25 protein-coding genes and 1 riboswitch are annotated in these 23,890 nt (G+C 67.5%); of the genes, 4 read left to right on the forward strand and 21 right to left on the reverse strand.

The genetic code is table 11. The annotated features are described in order from the left end of the window. Positions 1–68: 68 nt before the first annotated feature. Both mutL and ACZYRS_RS13030 read right to left on the reverse strand, forming a co-directional pair. On the reverse strand, positions 69–1,970 hold the full coding sequence (gene mutL / locus ACZYRS_RS13025; protein WP_463419605.1) for a DNA mismatch repair endonuclease MutL: 1,902 nt from the start codon (positions 1,968–1,970) through the stop codon (positions 69–71). A 101-nt stretch (positions 1,971–2,071) separates the two neighbouring features. Then, positions 2,072–2,563, reverse strand: a complete 492-nt coding sequence (locus tag ACZYRS_RS13030; protein WP_463419606.1) for an N-acetyltransferase family protein — start codon at positions 2,561–2,563, stop codon at positions 2,072–2,074. 49 nt (positions 2,564–2,612) lie between these two features. Here ACZYRS_RS13030 and ACZYRS_RS13035 point away from each other — a divergent pair, with 49 nt between their 5' ends. Continuing rightward, entirely contained in the window at positions 2,613–3,275 is a 663-nt protein-coding gene (locus ACZYRS_RS13035) for a DedA family protein (protein WP_198784755.1), read from the forward strand. Between the two features lie 72 nt (positions 3,276–3,347). On the opposite strand, the gene ACZYRS_RS13040 is transcribed toward ACZYRS_RS13035, so the two are convergent. The 3 genes from ACZYRS_RS13040 to tsaE all read right to left on the reverse strand — a co-directional run bounded on the left by ACZYRS_RS13040 (position 3,348) and on the right by tsaE (position 5,788). Continuing rightward, entirely contained in the window at positions 3,348–3,632 is a 285-nt protein-coding gene (locus tag ACZYRS_RS13040) for a glycine zipper domain-containing protein (RefSeq protein ID WP_198784754.1), read from the reverse strand. A 153-nt stretch (positions 3,633–3,785) separates the two neighbouring features. After that, positions 3,786–5,276 carry an N-acetylmuramoyl-L-alanine amidase gene (locus ACZYRS_RS13045; protein ID WP_463419607.1) on the reverse strand — a complete coding sequence of 497 codons (1,491 nt, stop codon included), beginning with the start codon at positions 5,274–5,276 and terminating at the stop codon, positions 3,786–3,788. After that, positions 5,273–5,788 (reverse strand): tRNA (adenosine(37)-N6)-threonylcarbamoyltransferase complex ATPase subunit type 1 TsaE, encoded by a 516-nt coding sequence (gene tsaE / locus ACZYRS_RS13050; RefSeq protein WP_463419608.1) that lies wholly within the window; start codon positions 5,786–5,788, stop codon positions 5,273–5,275. The genes ACZYRS_RS13045 and tsaE overlap by 4 nt, the downstream gene beginning before the upstream one ends. On the opposite strand from tsaE, the gene queG reads away from it, so the two are divergent. Then, the gene (gene queG / locus ACZYRS_RS13055; RefSeq protein WP_463419609.1) at positions 5,774–6,856 is read left to right on the forward strand and encodes a tRNA epoxyqueuosine(34) reductase QueG; all 1,083 of its coding nucleotides are present in this window, start codon (positions 5,774–5,776) and stop codon (positions 6,854–6,856) included. The two genes, tsaE and queG, sit on opposite strands and share 15 nt — an antisense overlap. Here the strand turns inward: queG and arsC are convergent. The 13 genes from arsC to ACZYRS_RS13120 form a co-directional block, all read right to left on the reverse strand. Then, the gene (gene arsC, locus ACZYRS_RS13060) at positions 6,853–7,233 is read right to left on the reverse strand and encodes an arsenate reductase (glutaredoxin) (RefSeq protein ID WP_463419610.1); all 381 of its coding nucleotides are present in this window, start codon (positions 7,231–7,233) and stop codon (positions 6,853–6,855) included. The two genes, queG and arsC, sit on opposite strands and share 4 nt — an antisense overlap. A 26-nt stretch (positions 7,234–7,259) precedes the next feature. Continuing rightward, the gene (locus tag ACZYRS_RS13065; RefSeq protein ID WP_463419611.1) at positions 7,260–7,943 is read right to left on the reverse strand and encodes a glutathione S-transferase family protein; all 684 of its coding nucleotides are present in this window, start codon (positions 7,941–7,943) and stop codon (positions 7,260–7,262) included. A gap of 32 nt (positions 7,944–7,975) precedes the next feature. Next, entirely contained in the window at positions 7,976–8,488 is a 513-nt protein-coding gene (locus tag ACZYRS_RS13070) for a 6,7-dimethyl-8-ribityllumazine synthase (RefSeq protein WP_463419612.1), read from the reverse strand. Between the two features lie 96 nt (positions 8,489–8,584). Beyond that, positions 8,585–8,748: riboswitch (FMN riboswitch) on the reverse strand. Between the two features lie 92 nt (positions 8,749–8,840). Further along, complete coding sequence (locus ACZYRS_RS13075) at positions 8,841–9,947, reverse strand: DNA glycosylase AlkZ-like family protein (RefSeq protein ID WP_463419613.1); 1,107 nt, start codon at positions 9,945–9,947, stop codon at positions 8,841–8,843. Positions 9,948–9,995: 48 nt separating this feature from the next. Then, positions 9,996–10,874, reverse strand: a complete 879-nt coding sequence (locus tag ACZYRS_RS13080) for a sugar phosphate isomerase/epimerase family protein (protein WP_463419614.1) — start codon at positions 10,872–10,874, stop codon at positions 9,996–9,998. A gap of 8 nt (positions 10,875–10,882) precedes the next feature. Further along, positions 10,883–12,070, reverse strand: coding sequence for a dihydrodipicolinate synthase family protein (locus ACZYRS_RS13085; RefSeq protein ID WP_463419615.1), 1,188 nt, complete (start codon positions 12,068–12,070; stop codon positions 10,883–10,885). 13 nt (positions 12,071–12,083) lie between these two features. Next, entirely contained in the window at positions 12,084–13,247 is a 1,164-nt protein-coding gene (locus ACZYRS_RS13090) for a Gfo/Idh/MocA family protein (protein WP_198784744.1), read from the reverse strand. Between the two features lie 43 nt (positions 13,248–13,290). Continuing rightward, entirely contained in the window at positions 13,291–14,721 is a 1,431-nt protein-coding gene (locus ACZYRS_RS13095) for an enolase C-terminal domain-like protein (protein ID WP_463419616.1), read from the reverse strand. Between the two features lie 9 nt (positions 14,722–14,730). Continuing rightward, positions 14,731–15,510, reverse strand: coding sequence for an ABC transporter ATP-binding protein (locus ACZYRS_RS13100; protein ID WP_463419617.1), 780 nt, complete (start codon positions 15,508–15,510; stop codon positions 14,731–14,733). Positions 15,511–15,560: 50 nt separating this feature from the next. Continuing rightward, complete coding sequence (locus tag ACZYRS_RS13105) at positions 15,561–16,571, reverse strand: ABC transporter substrate-binding protein (protein WP_198784741.1); 1,011 nt, start codon at positions 16,569–16,571, stop codon at positions 15,561–15,563. Positions 16,572–16,612: 41 nt separating this feature from the next. After that, positions 16,613–17,386, reverse strand: coding sequence for an ABC transporter permease (locus ACZYRS_RS13110; protein ID WP_463419618.1), 774 nt, complete (start codon positions 17,384–17,386; stop codon positions 16,613–16,615). A gap of 36 nt (positions 17,387–17,422) precedes the next feature. Then, positions 17,423–18,418 (reverse strand): tripartite tricarboxylate transporter substrate binding protein, encoded by a 996-nt coding sequence (locus ACZYRS_RS13115; RefSeq protein WP_463419619.1) that lies wholly within the window; start codon positions 18,416–18,418, stop codon positions 17,423–17,425. A 283-nt stretch (positions 18,419–18,701) separates the two neighbouring features. Then, positions 18,702–19,358 (reverse strand): TetR/AcrR family transcriptional regulator, encoded by a 657-nt coding sequence (locus tag ACZYRS_RS13120; RefSeq protein ID WP_198784738.1) that lies wholly within the window; start codon positions 19,356–19,358, stop codon positions 18,702–18,704. Positions 19,359–19,451: 93 nt separating this feature from the next. On the opposite strand from ACZYRS_RS13120, the gene ACZYRS_RS13125 reads away from it, so the two are divergent. After that, positions 19,452–21,176, forward strand: coding sequence for a thiamine pyrophosphate-binding protein (locus ACZYRS_RS13125; RefSeq protein ID WP_463419620.1), 1,725 nt, complete (start codon positions 19,452–19,454; stop codon positions 21,174–21,176). On the opposite strand, the gene ACZYRS_RS13130 is transcribed toward ACZYRS_RS13125, so the two are convergent. Next, complete coding sequence (locus ACZYRS_RS13130; RefSeq protein WP_463419621.1) at positions 21,142–21,435, reverse strand: hypothetical protein; 294 nt, start codon at positions 21,433–21,435, stop codon at positions 21,142–21,144. The genes ACZYRS_RS13125 and ACZYRS_RS13130 overlap by 35 nt on opposite strands. Before the next feature lie 103 nt (positions 21,436–21,538). Between ACZYRS_RS13130 and ACZYRS_RS13135 the strand changes: the two genes are divergently transcribed. Further along, positions 21,539–22,318 (forward strand): helix-turn-helix domain-containing protein, encoded by a 780-nt coding sequence (locus ACZYRS_RS13135; protein WP_463419622.1) that lies wholly within the window; start codon positions 21,539–21,541, stop codon positions 22,316–22,318. A gap of 39 nt (positions 22,319–22,357) precedes the next feature. Here ACZYRS_RS13135 and ACZYRS_RS13140 read toward each other — a convergent pair whose 3' ends face one another. Both ACZYRS_RS13140 and ACZYRS_RS13145 read right to left on the reverse strand, forming a co-directional pair. Further along, positions 22,358–22,798, reverse strand: coding sequence for an SWIB/MDM2 domain-containing protein (locus ACZYRS_RS13140; RefSeq protein WP_176656515.1), 441 nt, complete (start codon positions 22,796–22,798; stop codon positions 22,358–22,360). A gap of 154 nt (positions 22,799–22,952) precedes the next feature. Then, positions 22,953–23,876 (reverse strand): DMT family transporter, encoded by a 924-nt coding sequence (locus tag ACZYRS_RS13145; protein WP_463419623.1) that lies wholly within the window; start codon positions 23,874–23,876, stop codon positions 22,953–22,955. Positions 23,877–23,890 lie beyond the last annotated feature (14 nt).

Consider the following 23,890-nt stretch of genomic DNA (forward strand, 5'->3'; position numbering starts at 1 on the left):
ACGTGCGTGCCCGCTCAACGGATGACCCGCCAAAACCCTCGAAAACCCTGAAAAAGCCGCCGATTCGGCTACCTGCCGCGCATGAACAGCGTGTCGAGCTCGCGGATCGACAGCTGCCGCCAGGTCGGCCGGCCGTGGTTGCACTGGTCCGAACGCTCGGTCGCTTCCATCTGGCGTAACAGTGCGTTCATCTCGTCGATGGTGAGCTTGCGGTTGGCCCGCACGGCGCCGTGGCAGGCCATGGTGGAGAGCAATTCGTTCTGTGCGCGCTGCACCACGGTGCTGGCGTCGTGCTGGCCCAGCTCGGCCAGGACGCTGCGCGCCAGTTCGACCGGGTCGCCGTCGGCCAGCGTGCCGGGCACGGCGCGCACCGCGAGCGTGCGTGCCGAGAAGGCGGTGATTTCCAGCCCCAGCGTGGGCAGCACCTCGGCGCAGGCCTCGGCCGTGGCCACTTCCTGCGGCGTGGCCGCGAAGGTGGCCGGGATCAGCAGCGGCTGGCTGGTGATGGCGGCGCCGTCCAGCTGCGTCTTGAGCCGCTCGTAGACGATGCGTTCGTGCGCCGCATGCATGTCGACCACCACCAGGCCCTGGGTGTTCTCGGCCAGGATGTAGATGCCCTGCAACTGGGCCAGCGCACGGCCCAGGGGCCACGCCTCCTCGTTGGTGGCGGCGGCATCCGCATCGCCTTCGGGGCTCGCCGGCAGTCCCACGGGGGCCCGGAAGGCCATCGGCGCCGCGCCCGCCGCACTCGTCGGAGGCCAGTGCGAGGGCGTGGCATCGGGCGCGTGCCCGAGCTCGTCGGCGCGGCGCGGCCACATGGCCTCGAAATCGCCGGCGCCGCGCTCCCGTGCCACGAAATTCATGGCCGGCTGCGACCAGCTCGCACTCTCGGGCAGCGCGGTTTCCTTGAAGAAGGGCTGCGGCGCGCCGGCGGGCGCCACGGCATCGCCGGCGCGCGGCGCGGCCAGCGCGTCCTCGATGGCGTGGCGCACCGCCTGGTGCACTTCGCGGCCATCGCGAAAGCGCACCTCGATCTTGGTCGGGTGCACGTTCACGTCGACCCGCGACGGATCGATCTCCAGGTACAGCGCGTAGATCGGCTGGCGCTGGCCGTGCAGCACGTCCTCGTAGGCGCTGCGCACCGCGTGCGAGAGCACCTTGTCGCGCACGAAGCGGCCGTTGACATAGAAAAACTGCTGGTCGCCGCGCGAGCGCGCCGCATCGGGGATGCCGGCGCGGCCGACCACGCGCACCACGCCGCCCAGGCGCTCGACGGCCACGCTGTTGGCCACGAAGTCGTCGCTCAGCGCATCGGCCAGCCGCTGCTCGCGTGCATCGGCGGCGCGCCATTGCTCGACCAGCTTGCCGTCGTGCCAGACCGAAAAGCCGACCTCCGGCCGCGCCAGTGCATGGCGGCGCACGGCCTCGATGCAATGGGCCAGTTCGGTGGCATCGGTCTTGAGAAATTTGCGGCGCGCGGGCGTCGCGAAGAAAAGCTCGCGCACCTCGACGGTCGTGCCGACCGAGCGCGCCACCGGGCGCAGTTCGCCAGTGCGCCCGTCGAGCGCGAAGGCGCTGTCGGCGCCGGTGAAGCGGGAGAGGATGCTGAGTTCGGCAATCGCATTGATGGCCGCGAGCGCCTCGCCGCGAAAGCCCATGGTGCCGACCGTTTCCAGGTCGTCCAGGCTCGCGATCTTGCTGGTCGCATGGCGGCGCAAGGCCACCGTGAGTTCTTCGCGCGGAATGCCCAGGCCGTCGTCTTCCACCGAGATCAGCCGCACGCCCCCTGAGGCGAGCCGCACCGTGACCTGGCTCGCGCCGGCGTCCAGCGCGTTGTCGAGCAACTCGCGCACCACCGAGGCCGGCCGCTCGACCACCTCGCCAGCGGCGATCTGGCTGATCAGCTCATCGGGGAGCTCGCGGATCGGGCGGCGGGGGGACGGGGGGATGGAGGAGGGGAGTGCGCTCACCGGAGCATTTTAGAAGTGTGACGAAGTTCGGGGCATTCAACCGGGGATCAGGGACTGGGCCGGGAAAACGGTCACACGGTTCCGTGAACGTGGGACGGTGCTTATTGCAACTGCTTGTACATGACAAAGGCATCCACGAAGCCATGCCGCGGATGCCTGAACGCGCCGGGCAGCGTGCCGACGATGGCGAAGCCCATCCGTTGCCAGAGCCGCACCGCGCGCTCGTTGGTGGACACGACGAAGTTGAACTGCATCGCCAGAAAGCCCATGCGCAGCGCCTGCTGCTGCGAGTGTTCGCACAGTGCAGAGGCCACGCCCAGGCCGCGCGCGGCCTCGGACACCACGTAGCCGCAGTTGCTCACATGTGCGCCCTGGCCGGGCTGGTTGGGCTTGATGACGTAGGTGCCGAGCACCGTGCCATGTTCGTCGCATGCAATGAAGGTGGCGGTGGGCACTTTCGTCCACGCATGGCGCGCCTCGTCTTCTGTCACGTCGGTGGCGAAGGTGTAGGTGTCGCCGCGGCGGAAGGTCGGCTCGAGCACGGCCCAGAGGGCCGGCCAGTCCGCATCGAGGGCTTCGCGTATGTGAATCATGGGGGAATTCGAAAAGGGCACAGAACGTCAGCAAGGATAATCCGCGGCCATGGAAATCATCAGTTATCTCATCGACTTCATCCTTCACGTCGACAAGCATCTCGAGGCCTTCGTCATTGCCTACGGCCCCTGGGTCTATGCGCTGCTCTTCCTGATCGTGTTCGTGGAGACCGGCGCGGTGGTGATGCCGTTCCTGCCGGGCGATTCGCTGCTCTTCATCGTCGGTGCGCTGTGCGGCGCGGGACTCATGAACTTTCCGCTGGCCTGCGGCATCCTGATCGCCGCGGCCATCCTCGGGGACCAGTGCAACTACTCGATCGGCCGCTACTTCGGGCCGAAGGTCTTCCAGTGGGAGAACTCGCGCTTCTTCAACCGCAAGGCCTTCGACCAGGCCCATGGCTTCTACGAGCGCTATGGCGGCATCACCATCATCCTCGCGCGCTTCATGCCCTTCATCCGCACCTTCGCGCCCTTCGTGGCGGGCGTGGCCGAAATGAGCCGCGCGAAGTTCACGATGTACAACGTGGTGGGTGCGCTGATCTGGGTGCTGGGCATCGCGACGGCGGGCTACTTCTTCGGCAACCTGCCGTTCGTGCGGCAGCACCTGGACAAGATCATCTGGGCGCTGATCTTCGTGCCGGGGCTGCTGGCGATCTTCGGTGCGTGGCGTGCGTCGAAGGCAGAGAAGGCGCGCGCTGCCGCGCAGGCCTGAGGCCGTTCAACGTTCGACTTGCCCATGAAAAAAGCGCGCCGATGGCGCGCTTTTTTTTATGCAGCCGGCCGATCAGTAGTTCGGGCCGTTGCCGGGGTAGTAGCCGCTGCCTTGCGGGTAGCGCTGGCGGTTGTAGTTCCGCTCGTCGGCGTTGCGGCCGACCTGGTTGCCGATGATGCCGCCGATGGCCGCACCACCCACCGTGCTGGCGGTGTTGCCGCCGATGGCATTGCCCACCAGCGCACCGCCGACGGCGCCGACGCCAGTACCGAGGTTCTGGTTGGGGCCGCTTGCGCAGCCCGCAATCGTCATGACCGAAGTGGCTGCGGCTGCAGCGATCCAGAGACGTGTCTTCATGATGTGCCCTTTCGAGGAGTGATGGTTCATCATCATCAAAACGGCTGTTCGCTTCGTGTAGGAGCCTGCCGCGCCTGCCTGTGCGGTGTCACGGGCCGCTGCGCGTGGGACAAAAAGCGTGCTTTGGCTTTACAAGGCACGCCGCCCGAAGCGTCAGAGCTGCCGGCTGCGCGCGAGCGGCGGGTTCTGCGCGAAGTAGCGCTGGATACCGCGCATGAGCGCATCGGCCAGGCTCTCCTGGTAGTCGACGCGGCGCAGGTTCGCTTCTTCCTCGGGGTTGCTGATGAAGGCCGTCTCCACCAGCACGCTCGGGATGTCGGGCGCCTTCAGCACCGCGAAGCCGGCCTGCTCGACCTGGCCCTTGTGCAGCCGCGCGCCGATGCCCTTGATCTCGCCGAGCATCGCGCCGCCGAGCTTCATGCTGTCGTTGATCTGCGCGGTCGTGCTCATGTCCAGCAGCGCGCGCTGCACCTGCGCCTCGTGGTTGCCCACGTTCACGCCGCCGACCTTGTCGGCGTCGTTCTCCTTGTTGGCGAGCCATCGCGCCGCGCTGCTCGATGCGCCGCTCTGGCTCAGCGCGAACACGCTCGCGCCGCGCGCGGCGGGCGTGGTGAACGCATCGGCGTGGATGCTCACGAACAGGTCGGCCTGCACGCGCCGCGCCTTTTGCACGCGCACGCCCAGCGGCACGAAGAAGTCGGCATCGCGCGTGAGAAAGGCGCGCATCGGATTGCCGTTGACGCTGCCCGCGTTGATGCGGTCGCGAAGGCGAAACGCGACCTGCAGCACGATGTCTTTCTCGCGCGTGCCGCTCGGGCCGGTGGCGCCCGGGTCTTCGCCGCCGTGGCCGGGGTCGAGCGCCACGATGATGATGCGGTCGGTGCGGCTCGCCGTGGCGCCGCCTCGCGCGGCCGCGACGGGGGGCGAGACGGGTCTCACGGGCGCGGTGCCCACCACGGGCGGCAGCGGCGGCGGCGCCACGAGCACGGGCGGCGCTGGCGCTGCGGGCCCGGGCCGCATCGATTGCTGCGCCATGAGATCGCCCAGCGGATCGACGGCGGGCATCGCCGGGCGCACCGGTGCAGGCGCAGCACCGGGCACCGGCGAGGGTGAAGGCGCAATGCCCGCCACCGCCGAGCCGTTGTTGTTGATGCCGGTGCCCGGGCTGGGCGAATCGCGCAGCCGCTCGGCGATCAGCGCTTCCATCGGGTCGATGGCCTGCTCGGGATAGAGGTCCAGCACCAGCCGGTGCTTGTAGGCGGCCACGGGCGCGAGCGAGAAGACCTGCGGGCGCACCGTCTGCTTGAGGTCGAACACGATGCGCACGACCGTCGGCGCGTTCTGCCCGACGCGCAGGCCGTTGATGTACGGATCGCCCGGCTTGATCTTGCCGACCAGTTCGCGCAGTTCGCTGTTGAGCTCGATGCCCTCGATGTCGACGGCCAGCCGCGGCGGACTGCCCACCACGAGCTGCTGCGAGGTGAGCCGCGCATCGGACTCGATGGTCACCCGCGTGTAGTCGGCCGCGGGCCAGACGCGTACCGCGAGGATGGTGGCGCCGCGTGCGATCTGGTGCACGCCCAGCATCAGCGCGATGCTGCCGCCCTGCAGCAGCACGCGCCGTTTCAGTCCGCCCGCCTTCATGCGTCGATGCGCGCCAGCAGGTCGCTGCCGCGAGGGGTGTTCGCCAGGAGGGTCACGCTGCGTGTGTCGTCGGTCATTGCTTCGATTTTAATAGCTAGGTCGGCAGGTGGAGTGCGGCCCGCGGCGTTCTGCGGCCACTCGGCCAGCTTGAGGCCTGGGCCCGCGAAGATGTCGCGGAAACCGGCGTCGTCCCATTCGCGCGGGTCGGCGAAGCGATAGAAGTCGAAATGGAAGATGGCCAAGCCGTCGGGCGCTTCATGGGGCTCGACCACGGCATAGGTGGGGCTCTTGATGCGGCCCTCGATCCCGAGCGCGCGCAGCAGGTGGCGCACGAAGGTGGTCTTGCCGGCGCCCAGGTCGCCCTCGAGCGCGATGAAGGCATCGCGCAAGGCGGGCGAGGCGGCGAGCGATCGCGCGAAGGTGTCGGTGTCGGCTTCGCTGCCCCAGCGCAAGACGCGGGTGCGGGGGATGCCCTTGGGCGTTTCTACAATCGGCAAGTGATCGTCAGCCATCCACTCGTTGTTCGTATTCAGGCTTTGGCCCGGGAACTCGGATTCTCCCAAATCGGAATCGCGGGCGTCGATTTATCGAGCGCCGAGCACGGTCTGATGCAATGGCTGGCCCATGGGTTCCATGGCGAGATGCAATACATGGCAACGCACGGCACGCGCCGCGCGCGCCCCGCGGAGCTGGTGCCGGGCACGGTGAGCGTGATCACCGCGCGCATGGACTACCTGCCGCGCGACACGTCCGCCGACTGGCAGGCCGTCGAGTTCGACCGCCTCGCGCGGCCCGGCGAGGCCATCGTGTCGGTTTACGCGCGGGGCCGCGACTATCACAAGGTGCTGCGCAACCGGCTCGCGAAACTGGCCGAGAAGATCGCTGAAGAGGTCGGCCCCTTCGGCCATCGCGCGTTCACCGATTCGGCGCCCGTGCTCGAGGCCGAACTCGCCTCGCGCAGCGGTCAGGGCTGGCGCGGCAAGCACACGCTGGTGCTGGACCGCGAGGCGGGCTCGATGTTCTTCCTCGGCGAAATCTACGTGGACATGGCGCTGCCCGAGAGCGAACCTGTCACCGCGCACTGCGGCAGCTGCAGCGCCTGCATCGACGTGTGCCCGACGCAGGCCATCGTCGCGCCGCGGCGGCTCGATGCGCGGCGCTGCATCTCGTACCTCACCATCGAGCACGGCGGCCCGATTCCGGAGGAACTGCGGCCGCTGATGGCCAACCGCATCTACGGCTGCGACGACTGCCAGCTGATCTGCCCGTGGAACAAGTTCGCCAAGAAAAGCGCGCTGCCCGATTTCGACGCCCGCGAAGGCCTCACGGGACGCACGCTCGCCGAGCTGTTCGCTTGGACCGAGGACGAATTCCTGCGCCGCACCGAGGGCAGCCCGATACGGCGCATCGGGCACGAGCGGTGGCTGCGCAACATCGCGGTGGCACTGGGCAATGCGGTGCGGTCAGGCGAGGTCGGCGCGAGGGAAGCGCTGGCGACGCGCGCCGAGCACCCGAGCGAACTCGTGCGCGAGCATGTCGCGTGGGCCTTGGCGCAGCAGGCCGCGGACCAGCCGCTCTAGGCCGGCAGGATCTCGCGCACTCGTTCCCAGGGCCGGCACATCAACGTGCCGCGCGGCGAGACGACGATGGGGCGCTGCAAGAGGATTGGGTGCTCCACGATCGCGTCGAACAACTGGTCGTCGGTCCACTTCGAGTCGGCCAGCTGCAGTTCTTCGTACGGCGCTTCCTTCGTACGCAGCAGGTCGCGTGCCGTCATGCCCATGGCCTTGGCGAGCTCGCGCAGCTTCTTCTTCGAAGGCGGCGTCTCCAGGTACAGCACGATCGTCGGCTCCACGCCGCTTTCGCGGATCAAGCCCAGCACGTTGCGCGACGTGCTGCAGTTGGGCTTGTGGTAGATCGTCATCGGGTAATCGGTGGTGGGGGTGCGTGCTGTCATGGCATCGATTATCGGAAGGGCGGGCGTCAATTCTTTTCGACGTGCTCGTCCATCGAGAACGGAAAGCGCGCGGCCCAGAAGTCAGCCAGGCGCGGATCGGCGTCCACGCGCCTCACCACGCGCGCCATGCGCGGCGCCACGCGGTAGAAGCGCCGGCGCTGCGGCGTCCAACGTGACATCACCGTCACGTACAGGTCGAGCATGCTGATCTTCTCGCCGAGGAGATAAGGCGCGGGCTCGTCGATCTGCGTGTCCATCAGGTGCCAGCAGTGCGCGATGCGCTCGGCCGTGCGCTCGAGCATCACGGCCTGCGCCGCGGGGTCGGGCGTGAGGCGCGTGGGATCGTCGCGCACCCAGAAGAGCGAATAGATGGCCGCGGGCAGATAGACCATCCAGCGCAGGTAGCGCGCGCGCAGCGGATCGCCGGGCGCGGGGCACAGGCCCGCTTCGGGGTAGCGGTCGCCGAGCCAGATGAGGATGGCCGCGCTCTCGGTCATCACTTCGCCGGAAGGCAGCACGAGCGCGGGCACCTGGCGCATCGGGTTGACGCTCGCCATGCGTTCGCGCTCGGCATCGCCCTCCCAGGTGGCGACGTCGATGGTCTCGACTTCCGCGCCGATCAGCGTCAGCGCCGCATGGACCGGCGTGGCGCCCGAGCCGGGCGCGCCGTAGAGGGTGTAGCGATCTCTGGTGGCGGATGGAGAGGCCATCCGCGCAGATTACTGCGGACGGGGGCCCGTTGTCACGCGGCCAGTGCCGCGTCCACCTGCTTGAGCGCCTCGAGCGTCTTGAAGCAGGCCTCGGCCACTTCAGTGCCCTTGATCGCGAAATGGCGATGGAAGTACTTGCGGTGCTCCACATGCTCGTGGAAGTGGTGCGGCGTGAGCACGGCCGAGAAGATCGGCACGTCGGTCTCGAGTTGAAGCTGCATCAACGTGCTCACCACCGTGTTCGCGACGAACTCGTGGCGGTAGATGCCGCCATCGACCACCAGCGCGCAGCCGATGATGGCCGCGTACTTGCCCGAGTTCGCGAGGCGCTTGGCGTGCAGCGGGATCTCGAACGCGCCGGGCACATCGAAGATGTCGATGAGCTCGCGCGCCACGCCCAGGCGCGCCATCTCTTCGAGGAAGGCGTCGCGTGCCTGGTGGACGATGTCGGAATGCCACTGCGCCTCGACGAAAGCGATGCGCTCGCCGCGCGACGAATTCGACGCGGTGATGGCGGAGAGGGGAAGGTCGTTGATCTGACTCATGGTGTGCCTCTGAAAAGCAGGTTTCCTGAATCAGGGCGCACGAAACCGCAAGGCACACCGCGCGCTCATGCGAGAGCGCGCGGGCGTGCCCGCATTTCGCGCTCTCTTTCATCCGGACTGTGACCGTCGGCTTCGGAATCGCACCGAAATCTGCTGACCCCTCGGCCTGCTTGCACAGGCCTCGGGCGCTCGCGGGCTTGTGCAACCTTTCGGTCGCCATCACCGCCGGTGGGGAATTGCACCCCGCCCTGAGAACGCTTGCCGCCCGGCGAACCGGACGACGGCGCGATTCTAGGAGCGCCTCCCGGTCCCGGTTGTCGCCCGCGCGCCAGACCTTGGGCCGCGCGGGGATTTATTTGATCGGCAACGCACGCCCCGCGAGGAACTGCGTCATGCGGTGCAGCTCGTCGTCGAGCGCCGCGCGGAACGCCGCGTCGCGCGGCTTCCTGCCGGCGTAGCCGAAGGCCGGTTGCAGCCGGCCTTCGGGGGCGGTCACGTTGGCCCAGCCGATCACGCGGTCGTGCCACAAGAGCGGCAGCGCGTAGTAGCCGAACTGGCGCTTCGGTGCGGGCGTGTAGGCCTCGAACTTGTACGTCCAGCCCCACAGCAGCTCGAAGCGGCGGCGGTCCCACACGACCGGATCGAAGGGCGCGAGCAGGCGCACCGCGTCATCCGGCGCATGGCGTCTGGAGGCCGGGTTCTCGCTCGCGGGCCAGTACCAGGTGGTGCCGTCGATGCGGCAGCTCGCGAGCTCTTCACGCGCCAGGCGCAGCGCCGCCTGCGTCTGCGCCGCGAGGTGCGGCGCGCCGTAGCCGAGCAGTCGCACGAGGTAAGTGAGGCTCGCTGCCGGCAGCGGCGCGTACTTGCGCACGATCAGCGCGATGAGCGCGGCGGCGCGTTGCGCGCGGCCGGCAGGGCTGTCGTCGGCGGGCATGTGCGTCACCGCTTCATAGACCCGCGTGCCGCTGTCGCGCCGCACCACGCGCAGCATGCCGCGGTAGTGCATGCCGTCCAGCAGGTGCGTGGTCGCGTTGCTCGAGCCGCCCCAGTAGTTCTGGATGCGGCCGTGCGCGAAGTGCTGCTCGACCTGGCGCGGATGCACCGGCCCGTGCTCGCGCACATAGGCCAGCACGTCGGCGGCCTTGCGCCGCGTCGCGGCGTCCCAAGCCTGCTTGGCTTCGCGCGGATGCATGAGCGCGAGGTGCTCGCGCGGCAGGAAGCCGTAGTTGACGAGGCAGTCCTCCTCGATCGCCAGGCGCGTGTAGCGGCTTTCGAGATCGCCCGCGCGGTAGTCCTTCACGCGATGGCGCAAGGTCAGGTCCTGCGCGCGTGCGGGTGCGCGGATCGGATCGGCCTGCACGAAGCCGAGCTGACGGATCGCGCCGGGGAGGGTGGTGGGCTTGAAGAGGGTGCGCGCCACCGCATAGCGGCGCAGGTCGTCGAGGGTCGGGTCAGCCATGGGGCGAATTGCAGCACAAGCGGCTGCGCTTCGCTTCGGCGCAATGCATCAGACCGCGCTGCGATGTCGCTCGATGCAAACGTCCAGCGTTTCGCTCCCGGGCCGCTGCCACCAATCGAGGTTCGAGAAGATCTCTACCTCGCTGAAGCCCGCGAAGCCCGCGTCCTCGACCCAGCCGCGGATCTTCTTGAGTTCGACCACGCCGTCGCCCATCATCCCGCGGTCCGAGAGAAGGTCGCGCGTGGGCGTGAGCCAGTCGCAGACGTGGTAGGCCAGGAGGCGCTCGCGGCCTGCGCGGGCGATCTGCTGCTGCAGCTTCGGGTCCCACCAGACGTGGTAGATGTCCAGCGCCACTCCCAGCATGCCGCTCTTGCCCGCGTCGAGTTCGTCGCAGAGGTCGAGCGCGTGCTCGAGCGTGTTGATACAGGCGCGGTCGGCCGCCTGCATCGGGTGCAGGGGCTCGATGGCGAGCGGCATGCCGACTTCGCGGGCGTAGTCCAGCGATGCGGCGATGCCGTCGCGCACTTCGCTGCGCGCACGGGCGATGTCCTTGTACGCGGCCTTGCCGTCGAGCGCGCCGGGCAGGGCGCCGACGACCAGCACGAGGCAGGGCGCATCGAGCGTCTTCGCCTCGTCGATGGCGCGGCGGTTGTCGTCCAGCGCGGCCTTCAGGCCCGCCGCGTCGGGCGCGGGAAAGAAGCCGCCGCGGCAGTAGCCCGAAAGGCCGATGCCATGCGCCTTCAATTGCCTGGCGATCTTGTCGAGCCCGACGGCCGCGACCTGATCGCGCCACGGGCTGATCGCGCGGATGCCGCGCTCGGCGCACTGGTCGATGATGCGGTCCAGCGGCACCTCGGCGCCCGATTGCTTGCGCACGGTCGCGGTGTTGATCGAGAGCCAGTCGTGGTTCTGCGAGAAATCGCGCATGGGTCCGTTCAACCTTCCATGCCGTGCAGGGCCAACAGAGTCTTCATGCGGCGCACCGCCAGCTCCGGCTGCTCCAGCAGGTTGGCCGCATCGGCCAAGCGGAACAGTTCGGCGAAGTGCTGCAGCGAGCGCGTGCTCTGCTGGCCGCCCACCATCGTGAAGTGCTTCTGGTGGCCGTTGAGCCAGGCCATGAACACCACGCCCGTCTTGTAGAAGCGCGTGGGCGCCGCGAAGATGTGGCGCGACAGCGGCACCGTGGGGCCGAGGATCGCGTGGAACTTCTCGGTGTTGCCCTGTGCGAGCGCACCCAGCGCCGCGCTCGCTGCGGGCGCGATGGCGTCGAAGATGCCCAGCAGCGCATCGCTCTTGCCGTGCGTGGGCTCGTCGCCGAAGCCGTCGCCGGCGATCAGCTCGGCGTAGTTGAAGTCGTCGCCGGTGTACATGCGCACGCCCTTGGGAAGTCGGCGGCGCATGGCGATTTCCTTGTCCTTGTCGAGCAAGGAAATCTTGATGCCGTCGACCTTGTCCGGATGCGCCGCGATGATGCCCACGGCCGTGTCCATCGCCGCATCCACATCCTTCGTGCCCCAGTAGCCGGCGAGCGCCGGGTCGAACATGTCGCCGAGCCAATGCAGCACGACCGGCTGCTTCGCCTGGCTCAGGATACGGTCGTACACGCGCTCGTAGTCGGCGGGGCTCTTCGCCACGCGGGCGAGCGCGCGGCTGGCCATCACGATCAGCTTGCCGCCGAGCGCCTCGATGGCGGCCATCTGCTCCTCGTAGCCGCGGATCACGTCGTCGACGCTCTTCACTTCGTCGATGTTCAGGTGGTCGGTGCCGCAGCCTGAAGCGACGAGCGCCCCCGGCACGTCTTTCGCCGCATCGAGCGAGCGGCGAATCAGCTCGAGCGACGTGGGCCAGTCCAGGCCCATGCCGCGCTGCGCGGTGTCCATCGCCTCGGCCACGCCCAGGCCGAGCGAGAACAGGTGGCGGCGGTAGGCGATGGTGGTGTCCCAGTCGACCGCGGCCTGCAGCCACGGGTCGAGGGCCGCGAGCGGGTCTGCCACGACGTGCGCGGCCGAGTAGGCGATGCGGTTGAACTTCACGCCCGCATCGGGCTTGACCGGCGCGGTGCCGCGCAGGGCGTAGGGCGCGAGCGTGCCGTTCGCGGTGGGGAGGGTCAGCGAGAGGGCCATGGCAGCTTCTTCTTCAGACCTTCAGCGCAGGCACATCGACCCAGCGGCGGTCCTTCCACGATTCGAGCGCAGCCTCGACCAGCTGCACGCCCTTGGCGCCTTCGGGCAGCGTCCACTTGTAGGGCTCGTTCTCCACCACGTGGCGAATGAAATGCTCCCACTGGATCTTGAAGCCGTTGTCGTAGACCTGCGAGTCCGGAATCTCCTGCCACTGGTCGAAGAAATTCATCATCTGCTTCTCGTCGGGGTTCCACACCGGGCGCGGCGTGGCGACGCGCGATTGGGCGCGGCAGCTGGAAAGACCGGCCACGGCCGAGCCGTCGGTGCCGTCGACGTGGAAGGTCACCAGGTCGTCACGGCGCACGCGCGTCACCCAGCTCATGTTGATCTGCGCGATCACCGGCTCGCCGTTGTGGCCAGTGAGTTCGCAGGTGGCGTAGGCCGCGTCGTCGGCGGTGGCTTCGTACGGCTTGCCGGCTTCGTCCCAGCGCTTGGGGATGTGCGTGGCACCGATGCACGAGACCGACTTCACTTCGCCGAACAGGTTGTCCAGCACGTAGCGCCAGTGGCACATCATGTCCAGGATCATGCCGCCGCCGTCTTCCTTGCGGTAGTTCCAGCTCGGGCGCTGGATGGGCTGCAGGTCGCCCTCGAACACCCAGTAGCCGAACTCCAGGCGCACGCTGAGCATGCGGCCGAAGAAGCCGGCGCGGCGCAGCATGTCCAGCTTGCGCAGGCCGGGGAGAAACAGCTTGTCCTGCACGGCGCCGTGCTTGAGGCCCGAGCCTTCGGCCAGGCGCGCGACTTCCACGGCTTCGTTCAGGTTGGTCGCGATCGGCTTCTCGCAGTACACGTGCTTGCCGGCGCGAATCGCCTTGGCCAGCAGCGTGGGGCGCATCTGCGTGGTGCCGGCGTCGAAGAAGATCGTGTCGTCCTTGTTCTCCAGCGCCTTGTCCAGGTCGGTGCCCCAGCGCGCGATGTTGTGGGCCTTGGCGAGCGCTTCCATCTTCTCGGCGTTGCGGCCGATGAGGATGGGATCGGGCATGACCTTGTCGCCGTTCGACAGCGTGACGCCGCCTTGCGCGCGGATCGCGCAGATCGAGCGGATCAGGTGCTGGTTCATGCCCATGCGGCCGGTGACGCCGTGCATGATGATTCCGAGACGTTGGGTGGCCATCGTTTTCTTCCTTGAGATTCGAGAGGGGTGCGAGAGGGGTGCTTCAGTAGACGGAACGCATGGCGTCCCACGAGATGCCGGCGCCGGGAATGCCGGTGGCAAAGCCGGGCGCGGCGGCAAGCGACGACAGGGGGAGCTGTCCGCCGCAGATGGCGAGGCGCACGGCGCCGTCGCTGGTTTCGTAGAGGCCTGGGTGCAGCGCGGCAAGCGCCTGCTGCTCGGCCTGGGGCACGGCCGCGAGGCCGTTGACGTAGTGGTGGCCGTTGCGCTCGACGTGCGAGAGGCCCAGCCACCCGACGAGCGCGAGGTCCTGCTGCACGCCGATGCCGGCCTGCATCGTGAGGTCTTCGCCGGAGAGGAAATAGCGCGGCTTGTCTTCCGCCGCATTCCAGTGCGCGCAGCGCGCCGCGTTGACGACCGACTTGTAGAAGCCCTTGCAGCTCTTGCTCGATACGCCCGTGTAGCCGAGCGCGCGGGCCTGCACGAAAGCGTCGAGCGTGGCGTCGGATTCGTCGATCAGAAGCGGAATGCGCTTGCCCAGTGCCGACACGCTCCGCTCCAGCGCGGCGTCGCGGCGGATCGGTTGTTCGACGAAGACGGTCTTCTGCGCGAGCTTCCACAGCACGGGCGTGGAGAGCATGCGGTCGAGGAAGACGGCGAAGTCGTCGGCATCGGCGTACTGCTCGTTGCCGTCGAGCGTCACGAGTTGGGCGTGGCTGTCGATCACGCGGGCGATGCGCTGGAGCCGGTCGATGTCTTGCGCGGTGTTGCCGCAGAGCTTGAGCTTGAAGTGGGTGAGGCCGTAGCGCTTCACCGCCGCGGCGAGCGTGGTGGGCAGGCCGTCGGCGGGCGCGTCGGGCAGTGCGTCGCTGTCGTCGATGGCATCGGCCAGGCCGACGGTGTGGCGTGCCGCGATGCTTGCCTGCGGCGAATGGCTGGCCAGGAAGGCGGGCATGTCGAAGCCCGCGAGATCGTCGGCGAGCCCACTGCCCGCAATGTCGATGCCGCAGAGGTTGGCGCTCATGGCGCTCGCGAAGCTCGTGCCGACGTGCAGGCAGAGCGCGTCCATCACGGCGCGGTCGATCAGCGCCGGGCCGTAGCTGGCCACGAGTGCTTGCAGGCCCTTGGCCTTCGCGCGGGCCTGCAGCGCAGCGTAGTTCGAGGCGAAGTGCGTCCACGCGGTCTGCGCGTCGTCTTCAGCCACATACGCGTCGCGCGCATCGCGCAGCGCGAAGCGCAACTGCTCGAAGTTCTGCTCGTTGTTGAGGGCCGGGTTCTTGTCGAACCATTTCGGCACCATCATCTCGGCCGCGCAGCCCTCGGCCGTGCCGCCGTTCTCGAAGCGGATGCGCGCCCGCACGTACACCTGCGGGCAGGCGGTGACGGTGGCGGCGCCGAAGCGGAACGGCAGCCTGAGCGTCACGTCGCGCTCGGAAAAGCGGATCTCTTCGATGTGAAAGCGGGGCGCGTCCATGGCAGGCGTTCAGTGGTCCAGGATGCCCTGCGAGAAGAAATGCGCGCGCACCAGCTTCGTGTACGCGCCGAACTCGGGCGAGGCCATCATGTCGAGCGTGCGCGGGCGCGGCAGGTCGATGTCGTAGACGGCCGCGATCGAGCCGGGGCGCTCGCTCATCACGATCACGCGGTCCGAGAGAAAGATCGCTTCGGGAATGCTGTGCGTGATCAGCATCACGGTCTTCTTGGAGGCCATCCAGATGCGCTGCAGTTCCAGGTTCATCTTCTCGCGCGTCATCGCGTCGAGCGCGCCGAAGGGCTCGTCCATCAAGAGCACCGAGGGGTCGTGCAGCAGCGCGCGGCAGATCGACGCGCGTTGCTGCATACCGCCCGAAAGCTGCCAGGGGTACTTGCCCTCGAAGCCCTTGAGGCCGGCCATCTCCATGAGTTCGCGCGCCCGGGCCTTGGCGGCTGCCTTGGGCAGGTGGCGCATCTCGGCCTGCAGCAGGATGTTGTCTTCCACGCTGCGCCAGGGCAGCAGCACGGCGCTCTGGAACACGATGCCCACGTCCTTCTGCGGTCCCTTGATCGGCTTGCCGGCCAGCGTGAGCTCGCCGCCGCTGATCGGCAGCAGGCCCGCGACCATCTTGAGCAGCGTGCTCTTGCCGCAGCCCGAGGGGCCGACGACGGAGACGAATTCGCCCTCTTCGATGGCGAAGTCCAGGGGCTTGAGCGACTCGACCGGGCCGTCCTTGCTCTGGTAGGTCTTCGAGACGCCGCGCGCTTCGATCAGGTTGACTTGGGACATGGGTGCGTGAGAGGTGGCAACTGCAAGCGAGCGAACGCGCGGATGAAAGATCAGTTCGGCAGGAAGTCGAGGGTGACGTAGTCCTCGGGCTTGCCGCGCGTGGAGGCGTCCATGCCGCCGTACTGCACCAGGAGGTCGAGCGAGTCGTTCACGTTCTTCATCGCCACGCGGAACGGGCGCTGGTTCGCCGTGTCCTTCGTGTGATAGAGCGCCACGCTCTGCTTCATGCCCACGATCAGCGTGTCGCGCACGCCGGCCTTCGGGTTGGCCTTGAGCATCGCGTCCACGGCGGCCTCGGGGCTCTTCTCGGCGGCTTCGGCGGCCTTGGTGGAGGCGCGCATGAAGCGCTTCACGAGGTCGGGGTTCTCGGTCAGGAGGTTCTTGTTGGTGATGATCCCGGAGCTGATCTGGTTCACGCCCGAGTCGGCAAAGCGGATCGGCGTCACGGGCTTGCCGGTGGCGTCCTGCAGCTTGATGGCCTGGTCCATCACGTAGCCCAGGAGGAGGTCGGCCTGTCCGTTGGTCACCGCATTGAGCTTGGTCTGGCCGTCGCCCGAGACGATCTTCACCTGGTCGGGCTTGATGTCGTTGACCTTGAGGAAGAGCGGCCACATCTGCGACATCGAGTCGCCGGGCGTCACGGCCACGGTCTTGCCGATGATGTCCTTGGGCGTCTTGATGTTCTTCTCGGTGAAGCCCATGACCGACATCGGGCTCACCTGGAACAGCACGCCGGTGGACTTGAGCGGCGCGCCCTTGGCGGCGGCCTTGATCATGGTGGTGACGTCGATGTAGCCGAAGGTCGCCGACTTGGCGGCCACCGCCTGCGCAGTGACGGCGGAGCCGCGGCCTTCCTGGATATCGAGGTCGATGCCCTCTTCGGCGTAGAAGCCCTTTTCCTTGCCGAGGAAGAAGGTCGCGTGCTCGCTGTAGAGGTACCAGTTGAGCATCAGCGTGACCTTGTCCTTGGGCTTTTCAGCCTGGGCATGGGCGGGGGCGATGGCGAAGGTCGCCAGGGCCGTGACGGCGACGGCGAGCATCGAGGGAAGCAGTTTCTTCATGGCGGTTGTCTCCGGGAGTTTTCTGGGTATGACGAAGGAACTCATTGCACGTGGCGCTGGGAGGCGTGCCACGGGATCATCAAGCGCTCGACCAGATCGACCGCGACGAAAAGGACCACGCCGATGCTCGAGAGCACCACGAGCGCGGCGAACATCAAGGGCAGGTCGAAGTTGCCGTTGGCCACCTGCAGCACGTAGCCGATGCCCGAGTTGGAGCCGACGAATTCACCGACCACCGCGCCCACGACGGCCAGCGTGACCGAGACCTTCAGGCCGCTGAAGATCGCGGGCAGCGCCTGCGGCAGGCTGATCTTGAAGAAGGTCTGCAGGCGGCTCGCGCCCATCGAGCGGGCAAGGTCCAGCATGTCGGGCTCGACCGACTTGAAGCCCATCACCGTGGACACCACCACGGGGAAGAAGCCCAGCAGGAACGCGCTGATCACCTTGGGCAGGATGCCGAAGCCGAACCACACCACGAAGAGCGGCGCGATCGCCACCTTCGGGATGCTCTGCGAGAACACCAGCAGCGGGTACACATACGACTCGACCAGCCGCGAGTAGGCGATGACCATTGCGATCGGAATGCCGATGAGGATCGTGAGACCGAAGCCGCCGAGCGTGGCGAGCGTGGTCTTCCAGCTCTCGCTGAGGAGGCGCGGCCATTCGGCCACGAGTTGCTTCACGACTTCCCACGGCGGCGGAATCAGGTACGCGGGAATCTTGAACAGCCGGATCACGAGGTCCCACAGCACCAGCAGCAACAGGATCAAGAAGAACGGGCGCAGGGCCGGGGAGAGCAGGAGCTTGCGGAGCATGGGGGCGACTCGGATCTTTCTCGGCGCGTGCGTGCGTTACTGCTGGACCTGCAGGCCCGCGGCCTTCACGAGCTGCGCGTTGCTCGCGATTTCTTCCTTGATGTAGGCGTCGAACTGCTCGGGCTTGAGCGTCCAGGCATCGGCGCCCAGCTTGAGGAAACGCTCCTTCACCTCGGGTGTGGCCAGCGCCTTCGCCACTTCGTCGTGCAGGCGGTTGATGACGTCGCGCGGCGTCTTGGCGGGCGCCATCATCCCGATCCAGAAGTTGAACTCGGAGCCGGGCACGCCGGCCTCGGTGGTGGTGGGCACGTCGGGCAAGGCCGCCGCGCGCTTGGGCGAACCGACGGCGAGCGCGAGCAGCTGGCCTTCCTTGATCTGGCCGATCACCGGGGCGATGGGGGAGAAGTAGTAGTCGACGCGGCCCGAGAGCACCTCGGTCACCGCTTCGCCCGATCCCTTGAAGGGGATGTTGGTCGCGTCGATCTTCGCGGCCATCTTGAATTTCTCGGCGTTCAGGTGCGTCGCGCTGCCCTGGCCGGCCGAGGCGAAGTTCATGCTGCCGGGCTTGGCGCGCGCGGCCGCCAGCAGTTGCGGCAGCGTCTTGATGTTCTTGGTGGGCGAGATGACCAGCGCGTTGGGGAGCGAGGAGATCGGCGTGACGCCGGCGAAATCGCCCACCGTGTCGAACGGCAGCTTGGCGAAGGTCGAGGGGCTCACCGTGTGCGACGACGAATGGATCATGACCGTGTAGCCGTCCGGCGCGGCCGTGGCCACGGCCTGCTGGCCGATGGTGCCGCTCGCGCCGCCGCGGTTGTCGATGACCAGCGTCTGGCCCATGCTCTGGCTCATCTTGTCGGCGATGGCGCGCGCAATGATGTCGGTGGTGCTGCCGGCTGCGAAGGGAACGATCACGCGGATCGGCTTGGTCGGGTAGCTGTTCTGCGCGGACGCCAGGCCCGGCACCAACGCGGCCAGGGCGGTGAGCGCAGCGAATGCGGTGGTGGTGGCAGTGGTGCGTGCGAGTCGCTTCATGGGTGTCTGTCTCCGCGCGGTCGGGCCGCTGTCTTGAATCGATCAATTCACCAATAAGTGAATTAACGATTTTAGGAACGGCTGCGCCGCAGCGTCAACCGACGCCGCCTAGTGAATACCCGAAGGAGGCCCAGTGGTTGGTCGAACGGCGCCGCGCGCGTCGCCTGAAGCTGGCGCAGCCAAGGCCAGTAACACCGCGGAACCGGCTTTGCCGGGCCGCAGGTGTTGCCCCCGGAAGGGGGTTGGCGTAGCGACACGAAGTGCGCGAAGCCTGGGGGTGAGCCTATTTCAGGACGTAGCCCAGGACCAGGTCGGTCATGTGCGAGAGGCGTTGCGCCATCGCCTTGGGCGCACGCAGGTCACGGCCGAAGATGGCCGAGAGCGTGTGATTGTTCGAGAGGTAGAAGTAGCACAGCGACGCGATCGAGATGTACAGCTGCACCGGGTCCACGCCCGCGTGGAACAGGTTCTCGCGGCGGCCGCGCTCCAGCACGGTGTCGAGCAGTTGCACCAGCGGCGAGTTCATTTCCTGGATGCGCTCGGAGCGCTTCAGGTGCGCGGCGCGGTGCAGGTTCTCGCTGTTGAGCAGCGTGATGAACTCGGGGTGTTCGAGGTAATAGTGCCAGGTGAACGAGACGAGCTGGCGGATCGCCTCGACCGGCTCGATCTCGTCCAGGTGAAGCCGCTGCTCGGCATCGCGGATGTCGGCGTAGGTGCGCTCGAGCACCGCGAGGAACAGGTCGTCCTTGCTGCCGAAGTAGTAGTAGATGAGGCGCTTGTTCAGGCCCGCGCGCGTCGCGATGCTGTCCATGCGCGCGCCGGCCAGGCCCAGTTGCGAGAACTCCTCGCGCGCCGCGGCGAGGATGGCGAGCTGCGAGCGGTCGGCATCGCGCGAGCGCGGTTCGAGCGTCTCTGGCGGGGAATCCTTCGGTGCCTTCATGGCGCGAATTTAACCATTTGGGGAATTAACGCAAGGCATGAGGAGCAGACGCACATAATTGCCGGAGACATTGCAGCTGAGGTTCGACTTCTCATGAGTACATCACAACCCGCAGGCCACCTGATCGTCGAGTGCCTCGTCGCGCAAGGCATGGAGATCGCGTTCGGCGTGCCGGGCGAAAGCTTCCTCGCCGTGCTCGACGGCTTTCATGCCTACGGCGAGCGCGCGCGCTTCGTCGTGAACCGGCAGGAGGGCGGCGCGGCCTTCATGGCCGAGGCGCACGGCAAGCTCACCGGGCGGCCGGGCGTGTGCTTCGTCACCCGCGGACCGGGCGCCACCAACGCATCGATCGGCGTGCACAACGCCTTTCAGGACTCCACGCCGATGGTGCTGTTCGTGGGCGATGTCGGCAGCGACTTCCGCGACCGCGAAGCCTTCCAGGAAGTGGACTACGGCAGCTTCTTCGGGCCGAGCACGAAGGGATTCGCCAAGCGCGTGGAGCGCATCGACGACGCGGACCGGATTCCGGAGTACGTGGCCCGCGCCTTCGCCACGGCGATGAACGGTCGGCCGGGGCCGGTGGTGCTGGTGCTGCCCGAGGACATGCTGCGTTCGGAGACTTCAGCGCGGCCGCTGCCGCGCGTGGAGGCGGTGCAGCCGTGGAGCGATCCGGGTGCGCTGCGCACTTTGCGCGAGCTGCTGCTGAAGTCGCACAAGCCGCTGGTGATCGCGGGCGGCGGCGGCTGGACGACGCAGGCCGCGCAGGCGCTGCAGCGCTTCGCCGAGAACTGGCGCCTGCCGGTGACCAACGCCTTCCGCTACCAGGACACCTTCGACAACCACCATCCGCTGTATGCGGGCGATGTCGGCATCGCGATCAATCCGAAGCTCGCGCAGCGCGTGAAGGACGCGGACCTGATCCTGGCGATCGGCCCGCGCCTGGGCGAGATGACGACGGGCGGCTACACGCTGCTCGAGGCGCCGAAGGCCAGGCAGGTGCTGGTGCACATCCATGCGAGCGCCGAGGAACTCAACCGCGTGTACCAGGCCGATCTCGCGATCAACGCCGGCATGAGCGCCGCAGCGCGCAGCCTCGAGGTGCTGAGTGCGCCGCCCACATTGCCCTGGGAAGAATGGACCGCGCAGGCGCATGCGGACTACGAAGCCAACCTCGTGCCGCAGGCGCTGGCCGGCATGCCGACTGAGACCCCGCGCGGCCCCGTCGACATGGCTGCGGTCGTCGCACTGCTGCAGAAGCACCTGCCGCCGGATGCGGCCATCACCAACGGTGCCGGCAACTTCGCGAGCTGGGTGCATCGCTACTTCCGCTATCACGGGCTCGCCAAGGGGCACAAGACGCAGCTGGCGCCGACCAGCGGTGCGATGGGCTATGGGGTGCCGGCCGGCATCGCGGCGAACCTCGCGACGGGGCGCGTGGCCTTCACGATCGCGGGCGACGGCGATTTCCTGATGACGGGGCAGGAACTCGCGACGGCTGCGCAGCATGGCGGCAAGAGCATCGTCGTGCTGCTCAACAACGGCATGTTCGGCACGATCCGCATGCACCAGGAGCGCGAGTACCCGGCGCGCACCAGCGGGACCGCGCTGCGCAACCCCGACTTCTGCGGCCTCGCCCGCGCCTACGGTTACGCGGCCGAACGCGTGACGGAGACCGGGCAGTTCGAGGCCGCGCTGCTGCGCGCACTGGCGGCCGACACGGGCACGCTGATCGAGATTCCGCTGGACCCCGAGGTGATCACCACGCGCGGGACGCTGGCGTCGATCAGGCGTGCGGCGCAGCAGCCGGCGCGGGGCTGAGCGCCGCGCGATGACGGGCCACCTCGTCGCGCAACGTGGGCGAGCGCAACTCGAACACGTCGAACAGGCCCAGCGCTTCGAGGGCGGGGAGCAGTGCGATCAGGTCGCGCTCAGCGGCCTGCTTCGCCTCTGCGCTGGCGTTCGGGTCCTGCAGCAACTGCGCATTGATGAGGAAGGCGCCGACCGAGCCCTTGCGCAAGGGGAGTCCGTTCCTGATGACGAAATCCTGGCCATCGGGCAGTACGTCCTGAGCTTGCATGTGTGTTCCTTTGACGGCGTTGTGAAGATGAACTCGATGCTAGGCAGCAGGGCGCTTCGCGGCTTGCGGCGCGGGGCCAATCGATACCTCCGGCGGGCCAGGCATGGCGGCTGACGCGCCGGTCAGGCTCTGGATCAATGCCTACGAGGCGCCGCGCGTCACGGGCTACCACGCGCACGAGACGGGGCAGCTGTTCGCCTTGCGCGAGGGGCTGCAGGTCATCGAGACGCCTGCCGGGCGCTGGGTGCAGCCGCCGGGGTGGATCGGCTGGATCGCGCCGCGATGCGCGCATGCGGCGCAGAGCTTCGGCGCCACCGCGGGCTGGAGCCTGCACATCGATGCGGCGATGGCGGCCGGTCTGCCCGAAGGCCCGCATGTGTTCGCAACGACGCCGCTGATGCAGGCGGTGATCGATCGGCTGACATCGTTCGATGCATCGTCGAGCGCCTTCGAGGAACGCCGCGCGCGGCTTGTGGGCGTGCTGCTCGATGAACTCGTCGCGAGCGCGAGGCCGTCGCTTCATCTGCCGATGCCGCAGGACAAGCGACTGGCCGCGATGGCCACTGCATTGGCGAACGATCCCGCGATGCCCGACACCATCGACCAGTGGGCCGATCGCATCGGCATGGCGCGCAGGACGCTCACGCGCCGCTTCGCTGTCGAGACTGGATTGAGTTTTGCGCAATGGCGGCAGCAATCGCGTTTGCTGAAGGCCGTCGAACTGTTGAGCCTGGGCGAGGCCGTGACGACGGTGGCGCTGACGGTCGGCTACAGCTCGGTGAGCGCGTTCATCGAAACTTTCCGCAAGAATTTCGGCTGCACGCCGGCACGTTTCTTCGAGGAGGGCATGGCCTTGCCGCAGGCGAAAAAAAAGCCGGCGTGAGCCGGCTTTTTGATTCAGGAGCGCGAGGCCCCTGGGTGCTTACTTGACGTGCTTGCCAATCAGCGCGGCCAGTTCGAACATCGACACTTGCGCCTTGCCGAAGATTTCCTTCAGCTTTGCGTCGGCGTTGATGTTGCGCTTGTTGGCCTTGTCTTGAAGGTTGTTCTTCTTGATGTAGTCCCACAGCTTGCTCACGACAGCGGTGCGCGGCAGAGGCGTCGAGCCGACCACGGCAGCGAGTGCCGGGCTGGGGGTCAGGGCCTTCATGAACGCAGCGTTGGGGGTGCGCTTCTTGGCGGGAGCGGCCTTCTTTGCAGGAGCCTTCTTCGCCGGTGCGGCCTTCTTCGCAGGAGCAGCCTTCTTTGCGGGAGCGGCCTTCTTGGCCGGTGCAGCCTTCTTCGCAGGAGCCGCAGCCTTCTTTGCGGGAGCGGCCTTCTTTGCCGGAGCTTTCTTGGCCGGAGCCTTCTTTGCAGTTGCCATGGTTGATTTCCTTTTTTGGTTGAACATTCACCAATGAAAAACTTGCGTCTCCAGTGGCAATGCGGATGCTAAAGGAGAAAAAACGCGTTTCCAAGGGAAAAAGCGGTTTTTTCATTGGGAGTTGTTGTTTTTTCAGAGGGGAGAAGCCTCGTTTTCACGTTCGGCGCCCAGGCCACGTCGCGAGCACCACGCCCACGAGTGCAATCGCGAACGCGAGCAACTGCGGCGAAGAGAGCTTTTCACCGAGCACGAGCACGCCCACGAGCGCCGCGCTGACGGGCAGCATCACCGCGAAAACACCGGCCTGCGCGGCGGGAACATGGCGCAGGCCCGTCATCCAGAGCCACACCGTCCAGATGCTCGCAGCGAGTGCGTAGACCGCGAGCAGGACCCAGATGCCGCCGTGCACCGCGCCGAAGTCGAACGACAGTGCGAACCATATGCCGAAGGGCATCGAGAGCACGAAGCCCCAGAGGTTGATGAGCGACGCGATGCGCTTGGGGCCCAGGCGCCCCGTGAGCGATTTGCCGATCACCGCATAGGCGGTCTCGCACAGCACCGCGCAGAACACCAGCAGGTTGCCGAGCCAAGGCATCGACGACTTCGCCGCGTCGGGCGAAGCCGGCGCGTGCGCGGGGCTGAGGGCCAGGAGGCCGATGCCGAGCGCGGCGCATGCGATGGCCACGCCAATGCGCACCGTGATGCGCTCGCGCAGGAACAGCCAGCTCGCCACCGCGACCACCGCGGGGATCGACGCCATGATCACGCCCGCCGACACCGCGCTCGTCATGCTCACGCCGTACAGCATGCAGATCGAGAACAGGAAGTTGCCGAGGAACGATTCGAGAAAGACGAGCCAGCGCGTGTGCGCCGTCATCGGCGGCTCGTCAACGCCGCGCTTGAGCCAGTGGGGCATGGCCAGCGCGGCGATGCCGAAGCGCAGCCATGCGAGCAGCAGCACCGGGAAGGCCGCGACAAGGGGTTTGGAGAGGGCGACGTAGGCGCCGACGAGCGACATGCTCAGGGCCAGGCAGCCATAGGCCACGAGGCGGCCGGAAGCGGGGGCGGCGGAGTTCAATAGACTGAAGTTTT

Source organism: Variovorax sp. AC194 (assembly GCF_979257995.1).